Source organism: Dyadobacter sandarakinus, assembly GCF_016894445.1.
Lineage (GTDB): Bacteria > Bacteroidota > Bacteroidia > Cytophagales > Spirosomataceae > Dyadobacter > Dyadobacter sandarakinus.
This window is the reverse complement of the sequence record NZ_CP056775.1, coordinates 1,353,857-1,378,281: the sequence shown is the minus strand read 5'-3', so window position 1 is coordinate 1,378,281 and position 24,425 is coordinate 1,353,857. Positions and strand designations below refer to the sequence as shown.

The following is a 24,425-nucleotide window of genomic DNA, read 5'->3' as shown; positions in this document are numbered from 1 at the left end:
CCAGTCAAGAGTCAACTATGAAAAAGATAACACAGTTTTTCGCGATCATCGTAGCCGGCCTGACCATGCTGCCTGCCTGTACCGACGATTTTGTAGAAAAAAATACAGACCCTAATGCCATCACGGACGTCACGCCCGACCTGCTGCTGCCGGGTATCATCCGTACTTCTGTAAACCAGATGGTCGACCAGAGCTGGTCCATCGGCAACATTGTAGTCCAGCACACAGCCAAGATCCAGTTCGTTTCCGAAGACCGCTACACCTGGGGAGATCGTGACGGGCTCTGGAACAACATGTACAACAACTTGCGTGACGTGCGTCTCCTGATCCAGCTCAGCGAAAAGAACAACTCCAACAACTACCGCGGCATTGCGCTGATTATGCGCGCCTGGATGTTTTCCCTGCTCACAGATGCTTACGGCGACATCCCCTACACCGAAGCAACCAGCGGCGTGTCGGGTATCCTGCAACCTAAATACGACGCCCAGGAAGTTGTATATGCAGGTATACTCAATGATCTGAAAACGGCAAATGAAATCCTGGGAGCCGGTGAAACCGTCGTGGGCGACCTGATTTACAATGGTGACGTAGCCAAGTGGAGAAAGCTCGCCAACAGTCTTCGCCTCCGCTACCTGCTGCGCATCTCGGGACGTAAAGATGTGAAAGCTGACATGCAGGCGATCCTCGCGGATGCCACCGGTAATCCGGTGATGACGAGTAATGCAGATAACGGAACATTGCGCTACCTGACTTCTGCACCTAACCAGTTTCCGCTGTATACAGCCCGCCAGGGTTCATTTGACGAGTTTCGCCTGAGCAAAAACCTGGGCGACAAGCTTACCGCCCTGGCTGATCCCCGCATTACTGTTTTTGCACAACCTACGGATGCTTCCGCTACCGCAGGAGCTCCCAAGTATGTAGGTGTTCCCAACGGGCTCAACGAGGTGGCAGCACTGGATTACAATGGCGGCCCGAACAACGTATCGCGCGCCGGCTCATTGTTCTTCAAAGGGTCCATCACGGACCGCGGTCTGGATGTGGCAAAAGGGTATATCATGGGGTATCCGGAGTTGCAGTTTATTCTTGCAGAAGCAGCCAGGAAGGGCCTCATTACTAGTACTACCACTGCCAAAACATACTACGAGCAAGGCATAGCCGCGGCATTTGACTATACCGACGTAGCCATGCCTGCCAACTACCTCTCGAGCCCGGGCGTAGCGTATACGGATGCCAGTGCATTGACGCTCATTGGCACGCAGAAATGGATTGCACTGTTTTTCACCGGACTGGAAGCTTGGTTTGACTGGCGGAGGACGGGTATCCCGACGATCAATGCAGGCGTCGACAATGTGAATGGCGGCAGGGTTCCCGTGCGTTTCGCATATCCCAGGAGTGAACAAACGCTGAACCCCGGAAGCCTGTCCGAAGCGGTAGCACGGCAGGGCGCCGACAACTACAATACAAGAGTCTGGTGGGACGTGCAGTAAGTATGCGTTCTTAATGTTTGCAAAAGAGCTGCCTGGTTACGGGCGGCTCTTTTGTGTTAGTACTGTTCTGTGCAGTTAAAAAATTCTGCTATCTTGCCGACCAAGTGCTCACGTTCTACCTCGCTCATCTGTCCTGTGCCGAATTGTTTCATTTAAATCCGGCAGGAACATGTTTACAAAAAGAGAATCCGAGATCATCGGCCTGGTTGCATTGGGGATGTCCACCGCTGCCATCGCCAACCGACTTTTCGTTTCGGTACACACCGTAAAAACCCACAAAAAGAACATCCGCGCGAAAGTCAGGCGCTCGCTGCCCGACCCTACTTCGCTGATTGAGTTCGCGATCCGGTTCACGGAAGAGCAAAAAAATGCCTCTGATGGGGGTATTTACAAGCGTTCCGAAGAAGTTTAGCTTTGTCCAGAACTAATTTTCTGAACCAATGAAAAAACAATCGTACACCGCGTACATGCTATGCGTAGCACTCATGGCCATGCTCTTCGCATGCGATCAGAATGCCCGCAAGATGGAGGTACCCACGTATTTGCAGGATGTGGAGAACATTGTCGGGGTCACCAATGGTTTTCACGTCAGGCACAATGACGTCGACATCAGTACCATCACCGTAGCAGGAAACAAAGCGCTGCACCTTGCATTCCATGATCAGCTGCTCCGGCCCTATGCAGCTGATATTTTTCTGGAAAATGACGCATTGGAAAAGGTGGGGCTGGAATCGGGCAAGTACGAGATCGTATTTCTTAAAAGTGTCCTCATCGTGAATGATCCCGTCGCACACCGCAAAGTGCATTTTATCGTCAACAACCAGGACCTTGCGCCGGTGAGGAAAGCCATTCCTGCGGCTTACCTGGAAGGAAATGGGTTTAATGCCATCGGGATCGCAGTCTACGGCGATCATAAAGCCAGCCGGCTTGCAGGTGATGGAAGCAGCGATCTGAAAGATGATTGTGCTACATCGGGTGGTACCGGTTCCGTACAATGTAGCAATGCATGCTGCAGCATTACATGCTCGTCCGGCTATTATGCATCCTGCGGCAAAAGCTGTAATTGTTCCAGAAATCCTTAGAACAAGTTTTAAGCCTGTTTTACGAAGCCAGTCCTCTTAGGGCTGGCTTTTCTGATCAAAAAAATTCCTAATATTTCCGGGTATATTAGTAGAAAAAAGTGCGACATTCGCCTTTTAAATGTAAACTCTACACTTAATATATCCAATGCGTCAATTGTTTCAGAAAGTATCCATTCTTTTGCTGACGTGGCCCGTAGCTGTTTTCGGGCAGGCTGTAAAAGGAAATTATTCCCCCCTTCCTCTGAAAGACCTCAGTGCTTTTGAAAGCAGCGGCGCAAACTGGTCTGTTCAGGGAAATATTGCCATCAGTCCATCAGCTGCTGCCAAGGCCCGCACCCAGTCTGGAGAAGGCGTACTGATTGGTACGGCGGGCACTGCCCTGAAGACCAAAATGAAAGCTGCCGATCTCAGGCTGTCCCTGGAATTTATGCTCTCGCCCGGAGCCGAAGGTCACATTGTACTGCCGGGAGGTCAGAAAGTACTGATCGCCGACAGCCGTAACCAGAAACAGGTTGGAGCAAACACTTCGGGGTACATTGGTCAGTTTCCCTCACAAAATGCGTCCAAGGCACCGGGCTTGTGGCAAACGCTTGAACTTGCCTATGATGCGTCCGTACCTTCCCTGCCCGGCTCAGCCCGGCTGAATGCCCTGACGCTGAATGATGTGGTGGTGCTTGAAACCGTATACCTGCCCAACGCCGCGGCAACCAAGGAAAGCCAGCCGCTTTCTTTTGAGGTTACAAAAGGTACGATCGCATTCCGCAACGTGGGCTACCAGTTGCTGGAAAGCCGCAAGCCTCTTTCAATCAGCAATCTGACCTACAAGGTATATTCCGACAAATGGGACAGCAAGACCTATGAGAAGCTGGATCATGAAGGAAAATCGGCAGTGCTGACACAGGAAGTTACCAATGGAATGCGTGAGTTCCACCTGGTTTACGAAGGTGAGATGGAGGTAACCGAGCCCGGAGAGTACCGGTTTACAAGCATTTACTCGGGACCCGTATTCACGCTCGACGTGGATGGGAAAAGTGTGATGTCAGGTGGCGAAAGTACCTCCCAGGAATCACACGCGGGTTCCGCCAATCTTACCCAAGGCAAGCACACCTTCAAAATATATTACTCCCGCTTCCCATGGAGACAGCCTGCACTCGGCCTGCGTGTGGAGAAATCCGGTGTGCGCCCCTACGACCTGCACACCCTCTCCTCCCTGCCTGAGCCAGAGCCCAAGCCTTATATGAGCGTAATACCGGAAACCCGGCCCGAGATGATCCGGTCGTTTATCCAGCTGGAAGGTGAAAAGTACAAGCGCACCCACTGCATTTCCGTGGGCAGTGCCGATGGCTGGAACTATACCATCGACCTGAACCGCGGTGCCTTGCTGCAAGCCTGGCGCGGCGACTTTGCCAACGTAACCGAAATGTGGTACGAGCGCGGAGAGCCTCAGCTCCTTTTCCCGGCTGGCCTCAATGTACATGTATCCGGCCGCAGCAGTCTGGCCATGCTCGACAATAGTAATGCAGCCTGGCCCGACTCTTCCAATATCAACTTCCTGGGATACCACATTCAGGCGGGAGGATATCCGGCATTCCGCTATGCGATCAGCAATGCGACGGTTAGTGACCTGCTGGTACCCGGCGCGTCGGGACTTACCCGTACTTTCCAGGTAGAAGGTGCGCCGCAGGGTGCCTTGTATGCGCTGCTGGGTAGTGGTAAAGATATCGTTGAAGTTGAAAAAGGACTTTTCCAGATTGATAACCGCTACTTTGTTCAGGTTGATAAAAAAGTTAAAACGCTCGTACGACCAGCCGGCTCCGACAATGTCAACAAGGAACTCCTGCTGCCCGTATCAGGCACCACCACTTACAGCATGTTCTGGTAAAAAGCCCAACTCATTCCCATTTATAGGCATTCATTTTCATTGATGAAAAATATTCTTTTAACCACCCTGATCTCCTTCGGCTGCCTCTCTGCCTTCGCACAGAGCAAACCCGGCAAAGAAGATGATTATTACCGGATCATCACGATCCCCATTCCCGAGGATGTCAAGCTTGAAGTAGGCGGCATGGCCGTGCTTCCCGATGGCCGCCTCGCCGCGTCCACCCGCCACGGCGAAGTATGGATGATCGGCAACCCGTACCTCAAAGGAGATGGAAAACCTACATTCCACCGTTTTGCGTCGGGCCTGCACGAGCCCCTGGGATTACTGTACCGCGGAAAAGACTTCCTTATTTCACAGCGTGGTGAAGTTACCCGCCTCGCCGATACCGACAATGATGGGGTTGCGGACGTTTATGATTCATTTGCAAGATGGCCCCTGTCGGGCAACTATCACCAGTACTCCTATGGCCCGGTTGCCATGCCCAACGGAGAGTTGCTCGTCACCCTCAACCTCGACTGGGTTGGTCGCGGCGCGAGCCAGTCCAAATGGCGTGGCTGGATGCTGAAACTGGGCGAAGACGGAAAGCTTACCCCCTATGCTACGGGTTTGCGCTCACCTTCGGGCTTCGGGTCCTATAAAGGCGACATTTTTTATACCGAAAACCAGGGCGACTGGGTAGGTTCCGGGCGGATGACGCACCTCGAAAAAGGCGATTTTGCAGGGAACCCTGCGGGTCTCCGGTGGAGCAAGGAAGAAGGCTCCCCTGTGAAACTTACGCCCGAGGATGTCCCCAGTACCGGCGAGCCGCTCTACGATGTTGCGAAACGTGTAAAAGGGCTTAAACCCCCGGCAGTATGGTTCCCCCACACGATCCTGGGTATCTCCACGTCCGACTTCAAGGAGGATGTGACCAATGGAGCTTTCGGGCCGTTTACCGGGCAGATGTTTGTGGGTGACCAGGGCCATAGTATTGTGACCCGCGTTGACCTCGAAAAAGTAAATGGCGTGTGGCAGGGTACTGTTTTTCCATTCCGGGAAGGATTTATGTCGGGCATCCTGCGCCTCGACTGGGGACTCGACGGTTCCATGTTTGTAGGACAGACCAGCCGCGGTTGGTCGGCGACGGGTAAAAAGGAGTACGGGATCCAGCGCCTGGTGTGGACAGGAAAGATGCCTTTTGAAATGAAAACGGTCCGTTCAATGCCCGATGGCTTTGAGATCACCTTTACGATGCCAGTGGACAAAAAGGCTGCTGCCGACCAGGATTCATATAAAATGAACAGCTTTACCTATAAGTACCACCAAACCTACGGTAGTCCGATCGTCAACACGCAGGAAGTACCTTTAAAGGGCATTGTGGTGTCTGAGGACGGGCTGCGGGTACGTCTGGTGGTAGATGCCGCCAGCCTACGGAAAGGTTATATTCACGAGATCAAGGCCGAGGGTATCAAGTCTGCTGAGGGTAATTCACTCCTGCATGCCACCGGGTACTACACCCTGAATGAAATCGCAGCGGGCAATGCGGTTGCCGCAAATGCATTTACCACTACCGTTAAAGCTGCGGCCATGGATCATAGCACGCATACCATGCCTGCCGAAGCGGCAGCCTCTACTGCGCCATCAGCCAAACGTGTGACGGATATGCCGGCTGACTGGAAGACGGGCCCGGACCAAACAATTACCATCGGCACCGTACCGGGATTGAAATTTGATATTTCTGAAATACAGGTAAAAGCAGGCAGTAAGATCCGGGTAGTGTTCAACAACAATGATGATATGCTGCACAACCTAGTGATTACGAAGCCGGGTACTGCCAATGCAGTGGGCGAAGCAGGATTGAACCTGGGACTGAAAGGGTCGGAGCTCAGCTACGTGCCGCGTACGAGCGATGTGCTTTTCCATACCAACATCGTGGAGCCTGAAAAAACAGAGTCCATTTACTTCATTGCACCCAAACAGGCAGGTACCTACCAGTATGTTTGTACGTTCCCCGGGCATTACACGCTGATGCAGGGCAGGCTGAAAGTTATAAAATAACAGCTTGATATTAAACTCCGGTGCCTTTTGCTGGCGGAAGGTACCGGAGTATTTCTACATCTCTGCCGCGCCGGCTTCCCCCATTTCCGTAGTTCTTGTTTTGAAAATGTCCTGAACATATAAGGAGATTATGCCTGTATCCTTATTTTACTAGCACAATTCTCTGATTTAATTTCACATTGCCGATAGGAAAACCTTTGAACGAAGCACCTTATACCTCGATGAATGCGGATATACAGGCCAGGCTCTGGCGGGAGTTCAAAGCGGGTGATGCGGATGCGCTCGGCCGCCTTGCGGAGGTGCACTACCGTGCTTTATACAACTATGCCACGCGGTTTTCCCACGATCCCGATTTCATCCGCGACGCCATTCAGGAGCTTTACCTGGACCTCTGGGAACGCCGCAACTTTCTGTCCGAAACTGCATTCGTCAAATCCTACCTGCTCAAAGCACTGCGGCACAAGATGATCAAGGAAAGTGCACGACTCAGGCGCTTTCACGAGCCGCATGAAGCTGCTTTTGATACCGAAAGCAATGACCTCCCCATTGAATCGCTGATGATTGAAAGCGAGCATGTGCAGTTTCAGCATGAGCGCCTCGAACAAATCATTACCAACCTCAGCAAGCGTCAGCAGGAAATCATTTACCTCCGCTTTTACCAGAACCTCAACCATGAGGAAATCGCTGCTGTGATGGCCCTGGGCAAGCAAAGCGTATCCAACCTGCTCTACCGTACCCTCAAAGAAATCAGGGACGTGTGGGCTCCCGCAGAATTCTGCTGGACCATGCTCCTTTGTTTTATGCAGTAGTACAAAGTCAGTCACTTTATCTCTGTCCATTTTTTTCAAAAAATATTTTAATTTTTTTGGTTATCACCAGCCAGAAACCGGACATACATATGTAAAGTCCTAAATATTCTATGCTGGATTATGAAGATTATTCACCGGAGGATTTTGCAGCTGACCCAACTTTCAGAAAGTGGGTACTGAATCCTGATCCGGAGGTAACCCGTTTTTGGGACGGCTGGCAGCAGGACCATCCCGAACAAAGTATCAGGCTCCACCAGGCCCGGGAGCTTTTACTTGCTGTGCAGGCATTGTATTCCGATGCGCTCACCGGTGATACGATCCGCCGTGAAAGTCTGGAAATCGCCCGTCTAGCGGGCACACGGCCCATACCTGCTTCCAGGAGATTCCAAATCTGGGGGGTAAGCAGCCGGAAGATTGCCGCATCGGTTTTGATGGTGGCATCACTCACCTGGGTGGTGACCAGATGGTTGCCGGAAACTCCCGCAGCTCACACTATAATAGCCGCCAGGGCCGACAGTCTGATTGTAAAAACAAATGACACCGCAGGTGAAATGACCATTCTGCTCGCCGACAACAGCGTGGCAATACTCGGCCCGGGTAGCTCTATCACCTACCCCAGGCGGTTCGGCTTGGGCGATCGGCAGGTCAGACTTTCCGGCGAGGCATTCTTTGATGTTGCACGTGACCCGCAGCGGCCCTTTTTGGTGTATGCCAACGAAACCGTAACGCGTGTGCTCGGTACCAGTTTCAGGGTCAGGGCATTTACAAAAGAAAACACGGTAACCGTACTGGTCAAAACCGGGAGGGTGTCTGTTTATCCTGAAAAAACGCACCAGAACGGCAAAATGGAGACCGATCCGGAGCGAGATGGGCTGGTACTGATGCCCAACCAGCAGGGCGTGTTCATCCGCGACCAGCACCGGCTCGAAAAAAGCGCAGTAGCGAACCGTGCCCTGCTGACCGAATCAGTCATGTCGCGCGAGCTCATTTTTGACGATCGCCCCGTTACCGAGGTACTGCGCACGATGGAAAAGGCTTACGGCATTCATATCCAATGTGATACCGGGCTGCTGGCGCGATGCAGCATCAGCGCGCAATTCAGCGATGAAAATCTGAAACAGCGCCTGAATGCAATTTGTGAAGCCATCGGTGCGACTTACGAGATGGTGGATGGACAGGTGCTCATCCATTCCAAGGGATGCAGCTGACCCCAGCCACACCGATTTCCACGCCATGCCTGTTAACCTAACCGATATGCCTATGAATTGAGGTTCACTGCCCGCTATTCCGGCAACTGCCGGTAGTACGTTTCTCCAGGCGGTACCCTGTGCCGCAGTTTCCGGAGTGTTTTGCCCAATCATTTTTCAGAAACATCAAACCAACAGAGTATGAAAAAACATCGACACCTTTTCCGGCTGCTTCATGGCACAATACACATTGCATTCTTCCAGCTTTTAATTGCCCTTATCTCCGGCGGGACAAGTTATGCAGCCCCTGTGGATGTGCAGGATATCCTGCGCCAGAAGGTTACCATTCAGTTGAGTAACCAGGAAATGAAGACTGTACTCACGCGCCTCAATAAGCTTACCCAGCTGCGCTTTACGTATAATTCGGCCCTGCTGCGTTCCCAGCGCAAAGTTTCGGTGAATGCGGTGGAGAGGCCGCTGGGTGATGTACTGGATGACCTTTTCAGGCCAGCCAACATCACGTACAAAGTGGAGGGTAAACAGGTGGTACTTATCAAAAGCACAATGCAGCCGGCCAGCGCTGTGATGGAGCTTCCTGCCAGTCACCTCCCCGACCGTACCGTGAGCGGCAGGGTACTCGACGAGAAAGGCCAGCCGCTTCCCGGCGTCAGCATTGTGCTGAAAGAAAGTAAGGCGGGAACTGCCAGCAATACGGAAGGCGCATTTCAGTTGACTGTGCCGGATAATGGCGGTACCCTGGTGTTTTCCTATGTAGGCTACACGCCCCGGGAGGTTGCTTTGAACGCACAGAGCGTGTACGACGTGACTTTGCAGCCTGATGTCCGTAACCTGGAAATGGTGGTTGTGACAGCGCTCGGTATCAAGCGGGATGCTAAAAAGCTGGGTTACTCGACGGCCACCGTCAATACCGAGGAGCTGACAACCAACCGCACAACCAACCTGGGTAACAGTCTGCAGGGCAAAGTGGCGGGGCTCAATGTAACGCCGCCAGCGAGCGGTCCGGGAGGTTCCACCAAAATCCGCATCCGCGGCCAATCCTCATTTGGCGGCAACAACTCGCCCCTCATCATTGTGAATGGTATTCCGATCAACAACAGCAGCGTCTCGGCGGGTGGATCCAATGGAAATGGTACGGGCAATCCCACGGGCGGTTCTTCGGATGCTGGTGACGGTCTGCAGAGCATCAACCAGGACGATATCGAGTCCATGACGGTGCTGAAAGGAGCTGCGGCAGCCGCATTGTACGGATTCCGGGCCAAGGACGGAGCGATCATTATCACCACCAAAAGCGGAAGCAAAACCACGGGGATCGGCGTGGAATTGAACTCCAATTTCCAGGCACAGGAGGCACTTGATTATACTGATTTTCAATACGAGTTTGGCCAGGGAGAATTTGGCAAAAGGCCTACTTCGGTAGCGGAAGCGCAAAGCTCGGGGGTTTTTGCTTTTGGTGAAAGGCTTGACGGTGCCATGTCCCCGCAGTTTGACGGCAGCATGCGCCCCTACATAGCACACAAAGACCGCATCAAGAAATTTTACCGCACCGGAACCAGCTTCACCAACTCGGTAGCACTTTCAGGCGGAAATGAGAAGGGAAATTTCCGGCTGTCATTTGCCAATACAGACGCGAATGCCATCATGCCGAACTCTGACTACCACAAGAAGATATTCAACCTGGGTCTGAACTATAAGTTTACCAAAAAGCTTTCTGCGCAGCTGAATGCAAACTACTCGAACGAGTACAACAAGAACCCGCCGCAGATCGGGATCCAGGACATGAATGCCAATACCACCATTTATACCCTGGCCACGAGCATTGATGCCGAGTGGCTCAAAAACCGGAAGGATGCTAACGGAAATGAGATGCCCCTGGCGCGTTTTACCAACCGTAACAACCCCTACTGGGTCGCTTATGACCGGTTTGAGAATGTGCGCCGCGACCGGATTTTTGGTAATACCTCTGTCCGCTACGATTTTACAGACTGGTTGTTTGTGCAGGGCCGCATCGGTCAGGATTATTTCACCAGACCTTACAACTACAACCGCCCGACCGGCACACGCTCCATCGGTGCTGTGACTACGGGTTTCAACGGGTATTACTACCAGGATGTAGCTACTTTCCGGGAGACCAACCTCGACTTCCTCGTGGGTATCAACCGGACGTTCGGCGATTTCGGGATCGATGTGACGCTCGGCGGCAACCAGATGACGCAGATCAATGATAATTTGTCTACGGCGGTCACCAACTTCTATGTCCGCGACTTGTATACCGTTGCAAACGGGCAGATCAAGAATCCAAATTATGGTTACAGCAAGAAGAAGGTCAACTCCTTCTATGGGTCTGCGGAGCTGTCTTACAAAAACTTTCTTTTCGTAAATGTCACAGGGCGGAACGACTGGTTTTCGACGCTCAATCCTGCATCCAACAGCTACCTCTACCCTTCTGTAAGCGGAAGCTTTGTATTCAGCCAGGCATTTGCCAGTGCACCTGAGTGGCTTACTTACGGCAAACTGCGCGCGGCTTATGCAGAAGTGGGCGGCGACACGGACCCGTACTCCAATAATCTTTATTACGGGATCAATGCAAACCCATTCAACGGAACTGCCCTGGGTAACCTGCCTTCGACGGTGGCGCCAAATGCAAACCTGAGACCATTGAAGGTGAAGGAAACCGAGCTGGGACTCGAACTGAAAACATTTGACAGCCGCCTTAACCTGGACATGTCAGTGTACCGCAAAAACACCGTTGATGAAATCCTGAACGTGGATATTTCGAACACATCGGGTTTCAGCCAGACGAAAGTGAATGTTGGCAAGCTGCGTAATACCGGTATTGAGTTCCTGCTTACCATTGTACCGGCGAGGACAGAGGCTTTCACCTGGGAAACCAGCTTTAACGGCAGCTATAATATCAGCAAAGTGATTGAGCTGGCACCGGGCCCGCCGCGGCAGCAGCGGTTTGACGTAGGCACGGGCGAGTTCTTCGGGATCGTGTCACACGAGCTCAACAAGCCGCTCGCGTCACTCCGGGGTTTTGATTACAAAAGAGATGCACAGGGGCGCATTATCACGGCAGGCGGCTTGTTCCAGCAGGGTGAGCTGACCACTTTCGGCAGCGCCATCCCTACCTGGGTGGGTGCCTGGGTCAACAATTTCAATGTAAAAGGTATCCGCATCGGAACCCAGATCGACTTCAAGGCGGGTCACAAAATCCTTTCCAACTCCAACCTGAACTTCCTGCGTGAAGGAATTTCCAAACCCTCACTCGTAGGTCGCGAAGGCGGTGTACTGTTCGAAGGGGTTACCTCCGACGGATTGCCAAACACGACCCGCGTGGAAGCGCAGCAGTTTTACACCCAATACCGCAGCACCAACCTGGCCGCCCCGTTTGTCTACAATGGCGCATTCGTGAGGTGGAGAAACCTGTCTGTGAGCTACGATCTTTCCCGCTTCGTAAGAGACAAGACGTTTGTCAAAGGGCTGAGCATTTCGGCCATGTGCTACAATGTGCTGATGATCAAAAAGTACATCGATAACCTTGATCCCGAGGCTGCTGTCTCCGCCTCCGACAACCTCCAGGGCATCGAAACCCACACCCTACCCACCACCCGGAGCTATGGGGTTAATTTGAATATTAAGTTGTAAAAAATGGGCATTGGGTCATTGGGTCACTAAATCATTCGGTCATTCAGTCATTGGGTCATTCAGTCATTGGGTCATTGATCACTAAATCACTCATTCATTCAATCATTCGGTCATTCAGTCATTCAATCATTCGCTAATTCACTCATTCACTAATTCAAAACTAAACATGAAACAACTTCTCTCACATATCACAACCCTCTGCCTCCTCGTCCTGGTCAGCTCCTGCGACAAGGGGTTTGAGGATGTGAACAAAAACCCGGTGCTGGCGACCAGCATTGATCCGGGTTACCTGTTCTCCAATGCACAGTTTTCGTCGGCGATCGCTACGCAGAACTATCAGCTTCAGATTGTGCAGCAGATCAATACACCTTACACGGGTGTGCTTGAAGGCGGCAACCACAATGCAGTGTCTGATCCAAATTCCAATGCGAACTTCAACTCGCTTTACCTGCAAAACGGTCCGGTGAACCTGCTGACAACTGTCATTTCTCAGACGAAAGACAATCCGGCCCGCAGTAACCTGTACCATATGGCGCGGATCTGGAAATCGTATGTGTTTATGGTTTTGGTAGATACCTATGGGGATGTCCCCTATTTCCAGGCAGGAAAAGGATTTCTTGAGCAGATCAACTTACCCAAATATGACGACCAGAAGCTGATTTACGACGACTTGCTGAAAGAGCTCAGCGAAGGCACCAAGGGTCTTGATGCAAGCAAGGCAATCGAAATCGGTGACCTGTTTTACAAGGGAAACATTGCACAATGGAAAAAACTGGGCAACTCGCTCCTTCTGCGTGCCGCGATGCGGTATACAAAAATTGACCAGAACAAGGCAAAACAGTTTGTGGCGGTAGCGGTGGATCCCGCGAACGGAGGTCTGCAGAGTTCCAATGCCGACAATGCATTCATCGCCTTTAACAGCACTTTCAACCATCCGCTGGCAAACTACTTTCAGGGTACCGAGCGAGGCAACGTATATCTTGGCAAAGCCTTTGTGGATTATCTGAAAGCCAATGCAGATCCCCGCCTGAGCGTCATTGCCGTGAAGTACGAAACCCCCGGCAACCCGATTGCCACCGCCGGAGCGGAGGACACCAATCCTGCCAACCAGGAAGGCATGCCCTACGGGTACAATGAATCGACCATTGCCAATGCGCCCGGCTTTCCCGGGAAGATCGGGGCTGCATTCAAATACTCGCAGATCAACCGTAAGACACTGGGCAAGATTGATGCACCCGAGTTTTTCATCACCTACTCGCAAACCTCGCTTTTACTGGCTGAAGCCGTACAGCGCGGCTGGGCTGCGGGAGATGTAAAAGCGTTGTACGAGGCTGGCGTAAAAGCACATATGTCGCAGCTGGCGACCTATGATGTGGCTGCGACAATCCCCGCGGCCAGTCAGGATGCCTACCTCACCGCCCACCCATTTACGCCGGCGAATGCATTGGAACAGATCAACAGCCAGTACTGGGTTTCCTCCTTCCTGAATGGTTCGGAAGCGTGGGCCAATTTCCGCCGGAGCGGCTTTCCTGCGTTGCCTGTAAATACCTATCCGGGTAAAGATCCTTCCGTCAAAGACTTTATCAGGAGATTGGTTTATCCGGTGCGCGAGCGTTCGGTGAATGAGGCCAATTACAGGGAAGCAGTAGCCCGCATGGGCCCTGATGAGTTAGGTACACCCGTTTTCTGGGACAAATAATCTTTATCCGCTTAATATACTTTTATGATCAAAAAAACCTTTTTCGCAGGGATGGTTGCATGCTGTACGCTCGGTGCGCAGGCGCAATCCGTCTCGCCTACGCCCGACCAGCTGAAAGCCTACACATCGGCCTGGAAAGGCGAACGTTCCGCCGACGGACGGCCCAGGGTTTCCGACGCGATACTGGCGCGCCTCAAAAACATTTCTATGGAAGAAGCCTGGGGCGTACTCCGGAACAAGGGCTACAACAATCAGTTTGAGGGAGACTGGCAGCTGATCCATACGGACAGCGTCATGACCGGGCGCGTCGTCACTGCCCAATACGTACCGCTCCGCCCTGACCTGGCCGATCTGGTCAAGGAAATGGGCAAGAAAGAAGGACGGGTACAAACCGGGGGTACCAACTCCTGGCCCATTGATGTTCTCAAAGAAGGCGATGTATACGTGGCCGACGGCTACGGCAAAATTGCCGACGGCACGCTGATCGGTGATAACCTGGGTAACTCTATCTATGCCAAATCGAAGCGTGGGGTGATCTTTTACGGGTCGGTCCGGGACGTGGAAGGGCTGAGCGAAATCAAGGGGTTCAATGCATGGACCAAAGGAAATGATCCTTCCTATATCCAGCAGATGATGCTGTCCAACATCAATACGCCGATCCGGATCGGCCGCGCCACCGTGCTGCCGGGGGATGTGGTACTGGCCAAAAAATACGGTACCATCTTCATTCCCGCTCACCTGGTGGAAGACCTTGTGATTACCTCTGAGGTAACAGCGCTGCGCGACGAGTTCGGGCACCTGCGCCTGCGCGAGGGCAAGTACACGCCCGGCGAGATCGACACCAAATGGTCCGATGCGATCCAGAAAGATTTCCTGAACTGGGTCAACAACTACCCCGGCAAGCTGCCGATGACCAAGAAGGAGCTGGATGATTATCTGAAAGACAGAAATTACTAGGTAGAACGGCTATGTAAGGCACGTCATCTCCCTCAACACCGCTCCTCCCATCCCTTGTCACCCTGAGCGGAGTCGAAGGGCAGATGCGGCCACTATGAAGCTGTTCAAGCTTGATAATAGCAAATGGCAACAAAGGAGGTAAAAAGTGGTTTGTGGTGGCCGCATCGCCCTTCGACTCCGCTCAGGGTGACAAAGGAGGGTGGGTGCGGCGACTATGAAGCCATTTAAGCTTGATAATAGCAAATGGCAACAAGCGAGGTAAAAAGTGGTTTGTCGTGGCCGCATCGCCCTTCGACTCCGCTCAGGGTGACAAAGGAGGGGCTTCAACGCTAAACATCTTAAAGACAGTATTTAGAAATTCTACAAAAAACTACTTATGAAAAGCATCTTAAAAGACATTATTGCACAGAACAAGCAACTGGAAGCAGCTGAAAAAGCAGCTCATCTTGCAGAGATGAACGATCCGGCAACAAAGCCCAGCCGCAGGAACTTCCTCCGCAATTCGGCCATCGGCGGCATTGCGCTGGGGAGCTTTATGTCCATGTCCACCGAAGACACCATTGCGCAGGCTACCAGCAAGGTGAACCGGGCGTCCAAACCTTCCGACCTGAAAATCACCGATCTACGGTATTGTATCGTACAGAATGTAGGCCGGACGCCTATTATCCGCATCGACACCAATCAGGGGATCTACGGTTTAGGCGAGGTACGCGACGGGGCCGATGAACGCTATGCGCTGAGTCTTAAAGCACATTTGCTGGGGCATAATCCGTGCAACGTGGAAATGTTATTTAAATCGATCAAACAATTCGGCTTTCACGGGCGCCAGGCCGGCGGGGTGTGCGCTGTGGAAATGGCGCTTTGGGACCTTTGCGGAAAAGCTTACGGCGTGCCCTGCTGGCAGCTGCTTGGCGGCCGCTACCGCGACAAGGTCCGGTTGTATGCCGATACCCCGGAATCTGACGATCTTGCCGAGTTTAAACAAAAAATCAAGTACCGTACAGTGGATCAGGGATATACCTGGCTCAAAATGGACGTATCCATTGGAATGCTCCGAAACGTGGAAAATGGCGTGGTAAACAACAAGTTCTGGGGTGGCGGGTTTTCACAATGGTCGGGCGACTACTACTCTTACGCCAACACCAAACACCCGTTTACCGGTATCCAGATCACAGAAAAAGGCCTTGCCGAAATGGCCAAGGTAGTAGACGATGTACGCAGCGCGGTAGGTTACGAAATACCGCTCTCTACCGACCACTATGGCCATTTTGATATGAATAACGGCATCCGGCTGGGAAAAGCACTCGAAAAATACCGCCTTGCCTGGCTGGAAGACATGGTTCCCTGGGAGTTTACAGACCAGTGGCGGACGATTTCCGACGCACTCGAAACTCCTACGCTGACCGGGGAGGATATTTATCTGAAAGATGGCTTTAAAACGCTCATCGACAAACGTGCGATAGACATCGTCCATCCCGACCTGGCTTCATCGGGTGGACTCCTGGAAACGAAGCGCATTGGCGACTATGCTGAAGAAAACGGGATTGCAATGGCCATGCACTTTGCCGGAACTCCCGTGAGCTTTATGGCCAATGTGCATTGTGCCGCAGCTACGCAGAATTTCCTCGCGCTTGAACACCACTCGGTGGATGTACCCTGGTGGGAAAGTCTGGTCAAAACCACAGATGGCCGCAGGCTGATCGACAAAGGCTTCGCCAATGTGCCGCTGGACGCACCCGGGCTGGGCATCGAGCTGAACGAAGAGGAAGTGAAAAAGCACCTGCTTCCAAAAGACAAAAGTTTCTTTGCACCTACGCCCGACTGGAACGACAAGCGCTCCCACGACCGGCTGTGGAGCTAGGCACCAATCCGCCCGCTTTTTTCTTAACCAAAAGATAACATTTCGCCCCGGCATCACCGGGGCGATTTTTTTGCCGGGCTGACCGGTTGTCCGGCGCTCAAAAAGTGGCCTCATGGCCTCAGAGTTGGCTTATCTTCATTATTTTGGTACTTTGCGCTGTTCACCTCGTTCCATATAGATGAAAAACCTGCGCAATCTCTTTTTCTACATTATCACGATAGGGGTATTCTCAACACTTCTTTATTTTTTCATGCAGCAGGGACAAAACCTGGAAAGCCCTGCACTTGCTGCCAGCAGCAAAGACCCAGGAACCAGCTCGTGGGAGCAGTTTTGGGATACTTTCAGGCATGGTCTTTCGCACCCTCTCGCCATTCTTCTGCTGCAAATCATCACTATCATCCTCATCGCGAGGATTTTCGGTTTTCTGTGCAGGAAAATCGGGCAGCCGTCGGTAGTGGGTGAGATCGCAGCAGGGATATTTCTGGGACCTTCGCTGGCGGGCATGTACTTTCCCCAGGTATCGGCTTTCCTCTTTCCAGCCCAATCGCTGGGCAATCTGCAGTTTTTGAGTCAGATTGGCCTCATCCTTTTCATGTTCATCATTGGCATGGAACTCGATCTCAAAACATTAAAAAGCAAAGCCGAGGAAGCTGTGGTGATCAGTCATGCGAGTATCATCCTGCCTTTTTCCCTGGGGGTGGGCCTGGCGCTGATGATTTATCAGCGTTTTGCACCGGCAGGCATCAACTTTCTCTCATTTGCACTCTTTATCGGTATCGCTCTGAGTATTACCGCTTTTCCCGTACTCGCGCGCATCGTTCAGGAGCGCGGGCTGTCGCGCACCCGGCTGGGAACCATGGTGATCACCTGTGCAGCCACAGACGATATTACTGCCTGGTGTATCCTGGCGGCCGTGATCGCCATCGTGAAGGCGGGATCGTTCCTGAGCTCATTGTACACCATTGCGTTGGCCGTGGTATATGTAGTGATCATGCTCAAACTGGTGCGCCCGTTCCTGAAACGCATCGGCGATCATTATGCCTACCGCGAAGGTCTTACCAAGCCGGTAGTTGCCGTGTTCTTTGTGACACTGCTGCTCTCGTCTTACTGCAGTGAGATCATCGGCATCCATGCCCTGTTCGGTGCATTCATGGCGGGTGTGATCATGCCTGCCAACCAGAATTTCAGGACCATATTTACCGAGAAAGTAGAAGACGTTTCGCTTGTACTGCTCCTGCCGCTCTTTTTTGTTTTCACCGGACTGCGCACGCAGATCGGACTGCTGAACGACATTTACCTCTGGAAAATCACCGGACTGATCATCCTCGCGGCGGTCGCAGGCAAGTTCCTCGGGAGTGCCATCGCAGCCCGTATGGTGCGGCAATCATGGCGCGACAGCCTGATCATCGGTTCGCTGATGAACACCCGCGGGCTGATGGAGCTGGTGGTACTTAACATCGGCTACGACATCGGCGTACTTTCTCCCGAGATTTTTGCAATGATGGTGATTATGGCGCTGGCTACCACTTGCATGACAGGCCCCGCACTCGACCTCATCGACCGCTTTTTACCGCAGAACAACTGGGAAAGTATGCTGGAAAGCGCCATTCCATCGCGTTTTTCAGTACTTATTGCATTTGCCAGTCCGCAGGGAGGCAAGAAAATGCTGAGGCTTGTTTATCATTTTCTGCAAAAAGACGCCGAGTCGCAGCACATAACGGCACTGCACCTCTCCCCCAGCAGCTACCTCAATCAGGTCAATACCGAGGCATATCAGGCCGAAACTTTCAGGCCGATCACCGAGGAAGCCGAGCACCTCGGTACCACATTCGCCCCGCTTTTCAGACCTTCAAAAAACATTGACAATGATATCATCGATACTGCCAACAGCGGTGAGTACGATATGCTTGTGATCGGCATGGGCAGGTCGGTTTTTGAAGGCACATTCCTGGGGAAGGTACTGGGCTTTACTTCTAAGATCATCAGCCGTGAACGCTGGTCTGATACACTCACGGGTAAGGAAAAGTTCTTTCATTCAGATGTGTTTGATGAAAAAACAACCCATATCATCCGCTCTGTAAAGGTACCGGTGGGCATACTGATCGAGAAGAACCTGGCCCGCGTACACCGCATCCTGATTCCGGTATTTGCTCCGGCAGACCAGTTCCTGCTGCGTTACGGACAGAAAATGCTGCTCTCGGGTGATGCCGAGGTGACTATTATGGACCCCTCCGAATCCCTGAGCCAGAACCCGGACGTGACGGGCCACCTCGCAGCGGTGCAGGAAACTGCCCCCGAGCGTGTGATCCTGCATTACGGCAATGCGCTGGACAGGGATTTTCTGCAGCAATTCGACCTGCTGGTGATGAGCCTTGCAAGCTGGAAAAAAGCCGTGGAGGCGCATAGCGTGTGGCTCTCGCAGTCGCCTTCGGTGCTTGTGATACGGGATTAATGAGGTTAATGTGTTTATTTTACATGAGCCGCATAAGCAATCCGTTTTATGAAATCGTTTTTTAAAGACACCAATCTTTCCAATTACTTCAACAAGCAGACTTCCCTATTCTTTTTACATAACTTTTTCATCAACATCGGCACCACGCTGGTGTATGTGTCGGCCAACGTACTCCTGCTCGAAAATCATCCCGAGTACTCGCTCCCCATCGCATATATCGCCGCAGGCGCGGCCGTCATGCTGGCGGGGAAGGTCTACGAGCATTACGAGCACCATCTGCTCCTCAAACGCCTGAGCCTGGGCACCATGCTATCGTCCCTGTTCATGGTGATGGTGGTGATGGGTCTTCTCTGGCTCGGGCACGGCATTGCTACTGCGATTGCCGTGATGGTGGGTTACCGCATTATTTACCTGCTTATCAATCTCGAATTCTGGGGCTTGTCGGCGCTGGTGTTTGATGTACGCCAGAGCAAGCGGCTGTTCAGTGTAATAGGGTCGGGCGATATGCCGGCCAAAGCATTGGGTGCCGTGCTGGCGGTCCTCATTCATTCGCCCTCGGTACTGATGATCCTGCTGGTGATTTCCCTAGTGTGCTTTGCACTGGCTTTTTATACGCAGCTGCTCACCTTCCGTCACACCGACATTCCCAACCCGCATCACGCCCGCACCAGGCAGGCCGTATCATCAGGCTCAAAGATTATCGAGAAATACTTCGGGGGCAACAAGCTGCTGACTTCCCTCTGCCTGGGCATGGTGGCTGTCTCGGCCACCGCCACGTGGATCGAGTACCATTTTTTTGTCAATGTGAAATACAAGTTTCACAGCCAGCACGATGTGATCGTGTTCGTGGGTTCGCTGCTGACGGCCACGTATGTGATCTCTACTTTTGTAAAACTTATTTTTTCTGGGAAAACGGTGGAGCGCTTCGGGGTACGTCTCACGCTGTACCTGCTTCCGCTCATCACCATTGCAACTTCGCTCGGGCTGCTGATCTCGTCCTACTTTCGGAAGGATGAACCTTCCCTGCTGGTCTACTATTGCGTAGCTTACCTCCTGTTTGAGCTGGTTCGCCGCACCATTTTCGATCCTGTCTTCCTGGTGCTGTTCCAGCCGCTCGCCACCAAGGTGCGCCTCAAAGGACATACGCTGGCCAAAGGACTTTTTGAGCCGCTCGGGATGATCGTAGCCGGCGCTTTGCTTGCGATTATTTACACCCAGCAACTTGGCAACATCAGCCTAACTTTCGACCTCTCACTCCTCTTTGCACTCGCTGCATTGCTGGCATTCCGCAAGGCATACGGTCATTATATTCTTGAACTGAAAAATGCGATCAGCAAGCGTTTTATCCATAGCGGCGAAATGGCCTCCCCTGCTGTGGCCCTGCCAATCATTGAAGAAAACCTGAGAAGCCCGCGACAGGAGGAGGTGATCAATGCGATAGACTGGCTCGCCGCTAACAAGCCTTCTATATTCAGAAAGAACATTGATGGACTGTTGAAAAATAACTCTCCTGCTGTCCGCCTGAAAACATTGCAAACCCTGGCTTTGTCTGCGAAGCCAGATTTGCCGGACAAGTTCACCCAATACATCGAGAACGAACCCGATGCTGCCTGCCAGACTCTGGCGGTGAAGATCGCGTGCTCATCATCGCGGCTATCTGAAGAAACGATCGCCCGCTACCTTGCCCACCCCGACCTTGATATTGTAAAAGGGTGCATTACCGGATGCTGGGAAGCAGGTAAGGCATTGCCCATGATCCATGGTACCCTGCGGCGGCTGCTGGACTCCGGCGATGAAGCCGCCCGGCTTGCCGGCCTGGAATGTCTGCAGACCACCGGATTGCACCCGTTTGAAGATCTCGTAAAACAATGCCTTGTAAATGGCACACCTGCCGTGCAGAACCTGGCACTTGAAGTAGCCGCCCGATCCGGAAATGCGGGATACCTGCGCAATCTCGAACCCTACCTGACCGATCACCTGCGCAAGCCGACCATGGCCGCACTCATCCGTAGCGGCGACCAGGGTGCGCGGATGGTAGAGAACTGGCTGCGCGGAGACGAGTCAGGCAGGAGGCTACATAACTTCATCAGGGTAGCGGAAAAGTTCCGTCATGAGTTTGTACTTCAAATACTTTTAGACCTTACTAAAAATATCTACCTGAACAAACTTTCCCTGCATACAGAACATTCAAACAGTACGTACCATACCGATACCTTCACACACCAGGCCGCTCTGAAAGCGCTGACCAATTATTCGTTAATCGCTGAGTACAAGCAAGCTGTGTCCGAGTTTGTTGAAAAAGAACTGATACATGCGTACCTGCTGCTAAACGGAATGGATGAGTCGGGAGCCAATGTGCTGTGGAATAATGCACTGGAATTTGAGCTGGAACTCACCGGTCAGCGGTTGTTCTACCTGTTTATGATCCAGTATGACAAAGATGCCGTGCAAAATGCATGGAAGGGGATCCGGCATGCCTCGCGTGAAAAACGGGCCAATTCCATTGAGATGATCGAGAGCCTCCTGCCCCGTATGCTGTACCCTTCGCTTCATGCGCTTTTCGAAGATATTTCTATCCAGAAAAAGCGTGATGCACTCCGCCAGTACATGGGAAGCCAGGATGCCGGCATGCCGATCATTACCTATATTCTGACCCAAAAAGAAAGAGCCTTCACACCCTGGACCATTGCCCTGGCAGCCGGAGCCGCCATTGATCGCACAGACATCATCCTGCTGGAAGGATTAGGCAGTCATCGGTCCAGGCTCATCCGGGAGGCAGCCGCTGCGCGCAGCAAGGCACTTTCGGAAGCAGGATTTCTCCCCACTTCATTCCCAAAAACCATGAAACACGAAGATACGACCCAGCAGATTTCCGAGATGGAGCGGGTAATTGTTCTGAAAAACACAAGGCTGTTTTCACAAACTCCCGAAAACGTGCTGAGCTCCATTGCTCCGATCATGCGCGAAGTAAGCTATACCGAGGGTCAGCAGATTTTTGCCAAAGGGGATCTGGGCGATTCCATGTACATCATCTATGCCGGCCAGGTCGGGATTTATGACGGCAGCCGCCAGCTTGCACTGTTTGACAAAGGTGAAATTTTCGGAGAGCTGGCGCTGCTGGATACCGAACCCCGGTCGGCCACTACGCTGGCAGAAACCGATATCCTTGTTTTTCGCATTGACCAGGAAGACTTTTTCGAACTGATGGAAGAGCGTGATGAGATCCTCCGCAACGTACTGCGGATTCTTTGCCAGCGGATCAGGGTACAAAATGAGAAAATGCGTCTGCTGACGGCTCAATAGCCCGGGCGGTTTTTTAATCCTGCCAGATGAGCGGCTTTCCGGGGTGCCCGCTTCCTGCGTGCAGCTGCGGTCCAGTATTGATGTGCTGTAAGAAAATGTACCTGCGTGCGGTTCCACTCGTCCGGGTTACCGGCAAGGCCGCGTGCCCTAAGCTCTTCGAATAAGGTAGCTCCAATCGTTTCAAAATCGTCCCGTCCAAGATAATCGAGGTCTGCATCGCACAGGATCTGTTCCAGGTGCGTAGCGGGGGACTGCGGGATTTTTGTAGCCATGATCATTCCACAAATCGCATCGGCCTGCCGGGAAGAGTAGCCAAATGCAGGCAGTACCTCCTGCGCAATCCGGCAACCTTCGGCCTCATGCTCCCGGTACACCACCATAAAGCCGGCATCGTGGTACAGGGCTGCCGTACGTAGCAGGAGCAATGCTTCTTCATCCGTGACACCCTCCTCAGCGGCCAGTTCCATGGCTGCACGCACCACATCGAGGGTGTGGTGAAGTCCATGGTAAAACAGGTCAGCCGGCAGGCGGCTCCCGAGCTCACCAAGGATGTACGACGATGCACGTTCCACGTCCATGATCATTCGAGCACTTCATAAATCCGTACTGAGTCGGATTTGTTTTTAAGATTGACCTCCCCGATCAGGTTACACCGGAAAGCTTCTTTGATACACTCATAAGCCGACTCCTGCACGACCACCTGCCCCGGCTGGGCCACTGATTGCAGCCGCTGGGCTACATTGACAGAGTCGCCGATCACCGTATAATCCAGTCTTTTCAGCGTCTCGGACCCGATGTTCCCGGAAACCATCTCGCCCGAATTGATCCCGATAGACACCTTGGGATAGTAGTCACCTTCGGAAAGCTCTTCCTTGAACCCGTTGATGTGATTGCGCACGGACAGTGAAGATTCAATGGCGCGGTCGAGGTGGTATTCGCCGCGGAAAACGGCCATCACCGCATCGCCCATGAACTTATCCACAAGTCCTCCCTGCGCGATGATCTCTTTCACCATCACATCAAAATACTTGTTGATCAGCTTAACAACCCGGTCGGGTTTTTCCCGCTCCGAGATGGCAGTAAAGCCGCACATATCCATAAACACGACTGTACCCTCTATATTTTCGCTCGACATCAGCGACCTTTCAAATTCTTCCTGCGTCATAAACTGCAGTACCGAAGAGTCCACGTACATGCGGAGTATGTCGTTTTCGCGCACCGCTTTCACGGTTTCTTTCAGCTGAGTGACATACCGGAGGGTTTTCTCCATGGTAAGTTCCAGGTCGCGGAAGTCAATGGGCTTGGTCAAAAAATCGAAGGCGCCGCGGTTCATGGCGGTCCGGATATTCTGCATGTCGCCATAGGCAGACACAATCACCGATTTGAGCATCGGACTCGCCTCCCCCAGCCTGACGAGCAGGGTTAATCCGTCCATTTCCGGCATGTTGATGTCGGTGAGCACCATGTCCACGTCGGGGTGCTGCACAAGTGTGCTCAGCGCCTGAAACCCGTTTTCCGCGAAAATAAATTCATATTCCCCCTCCCGGATCTGCCGCCTGAACTTTTGCTTGATCAGTAGCTGCAGGTCGGCCTCATCGTCCACCACCAGAATTTTGGCTTTCATAAATTGTTGAGCAGTTTTTCTTTCAGTTCTGTAAAATTCACCGGCTTTGTCAGGAAATCGTCCGCACCCAGATGAATGGCCTGATCATGATTTTCACGATCACCATAGGCCGTGATCATCATCACCATGGGCGGCGCAGCCGGGTGCTCCTTCCGGATGGATTTCAGCAGCTCAATGCCGCTCATGCCCGGCATATTGATGTCCGACAGGATCATGACAACCTCCGACGGGTGGTCGTGCAGGAACGCGAGCGCTTCTTCACCCGAGTAGGTGAAAGAAAATTCAAGCTGGCCACTGCGTATTTCGCGTCTGAATTTTTGTTCAAAAAGGGACCGTACATCCTCTTCGTCATCAACAACTAGTATTTTCATAAGATAAA

At 52.5% G+C, this 24,425-nt stretch carries 16 protein-coding genes; 13 read left to right on the top strand and 3 right to left on the bottom strand.

What is annotated here, in order from left to right; genetic code table 11:
- Positions 1 to 17 precede the first annotated feature (17 nt).
- From HWI92_RS05530 to HWI92_RS05470, 13 genes are all read left to right on the top strand, one after another.
- Entirely contained in the window at positions 18 to 1,487 is a 1,470-nt protein-coding gene (locus HWI92_RS05530; protein ID WP_204661432.1) for a SusD/RagB family nutrient-binding outer membrane lipoprotein, read from the top strand.
- A gap of 169 nt (positions 1,488 to 1,656) precedes the next feature.
- Positions 1,657 to 1,899 carry a response regulator transcription factor gene (locus HWI92_RS05525; protein ID WP_204661430.1) on the top strand — a complete coding sequence of 81 codons (243 nt, stop codon included), beginning with the start codon at positions 1,657 to 1,659 and terminating at the stop codon, positions 1,897 to 1,899.
- A gap of 28 nt (positions 1,900 to 1,927) precedes the next feature.
- A complete protein-coding gene (locus tag HWI92_RS05520; RefSeq protein ID WP_204661428.1) occupies positions 1,928 to 2,569 on the top strand; it encodes a hypothetical protein in 642 nt (213 codons plus the stop codon).
- A 145-nt stretch (positions 2,570 to 2,714) separates the two neighbouring features.
- On the top strand, positions 2,715 to 4,451 hold the full coding sequence (locus HWI92_RS05515; protein WP_204661426.1) for a 3-keto-alpha-glucoside-1,2-lyase-like domain-containing protein: 1,737 nt from the start codon (positions 2,715 to 2,717) through the stop codon (positions 4,449 to 4,451).
- Positions 4,452 to 4,493: 42 nt separating this feature from the next.
- Positions 4,494 to 6,488: a plastocyanin/azurin family copper-binding protein gene (locus HWI92_RS05510; RefSeq protein ID WP_204661424.1), complete on the top strand. Its 1,995-nt coding sequence runs from the start codon at positions 4,494 to 4,496 to the stop codon at positions 6,486 to 6,488.
- Between the two features lie 197 nt (positions 6,489 to 6,685).
- Complete coding sequence (locus HWI92_RS05505; RefSeq protein ID WP_229248941.1) at positions 6,686 to 7,297, top strand: RNA polymerase sigma factor; 612 nt, start codon at positions 6,686 to 6,688, stop codon at positions 7,295 to 7,297.
- A gap of 110 nt (positions 7,298 to 7,407) precedes the next feature.
- The gene (locus tag HWI92_RS05500) at positions 7,408 to 8,505 is read left to right on the top strand and encodes a FecR family protein (RefSeq protein WP_204661422.1); all 1,098 of its coding nucleotides are present in this window, start codon (positions 7,408 to 7,410) and stop codon (positions 8,503 to 8,505) included.
- A gap of 180 nt (positions 8,506 to 8,685) precedes the next feature.
- Complete coding sequence (locus HWI92_RS05495; RefSeq protein ID WP_229248939.1) at positions 8,686 to 12,150, top strand: SusC/RagA family TonB-linked outer membrane protein; 3,465 nt, start codon at positions 8,686 to 8,688, stop codon at positions 12,148 to 12,150.
- 166 nt (positions 12,151 to 12,316) lie between these two features.
- Complete coding sequence (locus HWI92_RS05490; protein WP_204661420.1) at positions 12,317 to 13,849, top strand: SusD/RagB family nutrient-binding outer membrane lipoprotein; 1,533 nt, start codon at positions 12,317 to 12,319, stop codon at positions 13,847 to 13,849.
- 24 nt (positions 13,850 to 13,873) lie between these two features.
- The gene (locus HWI92_RS05485; protein WP_204661418.1) at positions 13,874 to 14,806 is read left to right on the top strand and encodes an RraA family protein; all 933 of its coding nucleotides are present in this window, start codon (positions 13,874 to 13,876) and stop codon (positions 14,804 to 14,806) included.
- Positions 14,807 to 15,182: 376 nt separating this feature from the next.
- Positions 15,183 to 16,667 carry a mandelate racemase/muconate lactonizing enzyme family protein gene (locus HWI92_RS05480; protein WP_204661416.1) on the top strand — a complete coding sequence of 495 codons (1,485 nt, stop codon included), beginning with the start codon at positions 15,183 to 15,185 and terminating at the stop codon, positions 16,665 to 16,667.
- Between the two features lie 178 nt (positions 16,668 to 16,845).
- The gene (locus HWI92_RS05475; protein WP_204661413.1) at positions 16,846 to 19,119 is read left to right on the top strand and encodes a cation:proton antiporter; all 2,274 of its coding nucleotides are present in this window, start codon (positions 16,846 to 16,848) and stop codon (positions 19,117 to 19,119) included.
- Between the two features lie 48 nt (positions 19,120 to 19,167).
- A complete protein-coding gene (locus HWI92_RS05470; protein WP_204661411.1) occupies positions 19,168 to 22,422 on the top strand; it encodes a cyclic nucleotide-binding domain-containing protein in 3,255 nt (1,084 codons plus the stop codon).
- On the opposite strand, the gene HWI92_RS05465 is transcribed toward HWI92_RS05470, so the two are convergent.
- The 3 genes from HWI92_RS05465 to HWI92_RS05455 are packed head-to-tail and all read right to left on the bottom strand — an operon-like array spanning position 22,416 to position 24,417.
- Complete coding sequence (locus HWI92_RS05465; RefSeq protein ID WP_229248931.1) at positions 22,416 to 23,006, bottom strand: HD domain-containing protein; 591 nt, start codon at positions 23,004 to 23,006, stop codon at positions 22,416 to 22,418. The two genes, HWI92_RS05470 and HWI92_RS05465, sit on opposite strands and share 7 nt — an antisense overlap.
- Entirely contained in the window at positions 23,003 to 24,046 is a 1,044-nt protein-coding gene (locus HWI92_RS05460; RefSeq protein ID WP_204661409.1) for an adenylate/guanylate cyclase domain-containing protein, read from the bottom strand. Before HWI92_RS05460 ends, HWI92_RS05465 begins: the two co-directional genes overlap by 4 nt.
- Complete coding sequence (locus HWI92_RS05455) at positions 24,043 to 24,417, bottom strand: response regulator (RefSeq protein ID WP_204661407.1); 375 nt, start codon at positions 24,415 to 24,417, stop codon at positions 24,043 to 24,045. Before HWI92_RS05455 ends, HWI92_RS05460 begins: the two co-directional genes overlap by 4 nt.
- Between the last annotated feature and the right edge of the window lie 8 nt (positions 24,418 to 24,425).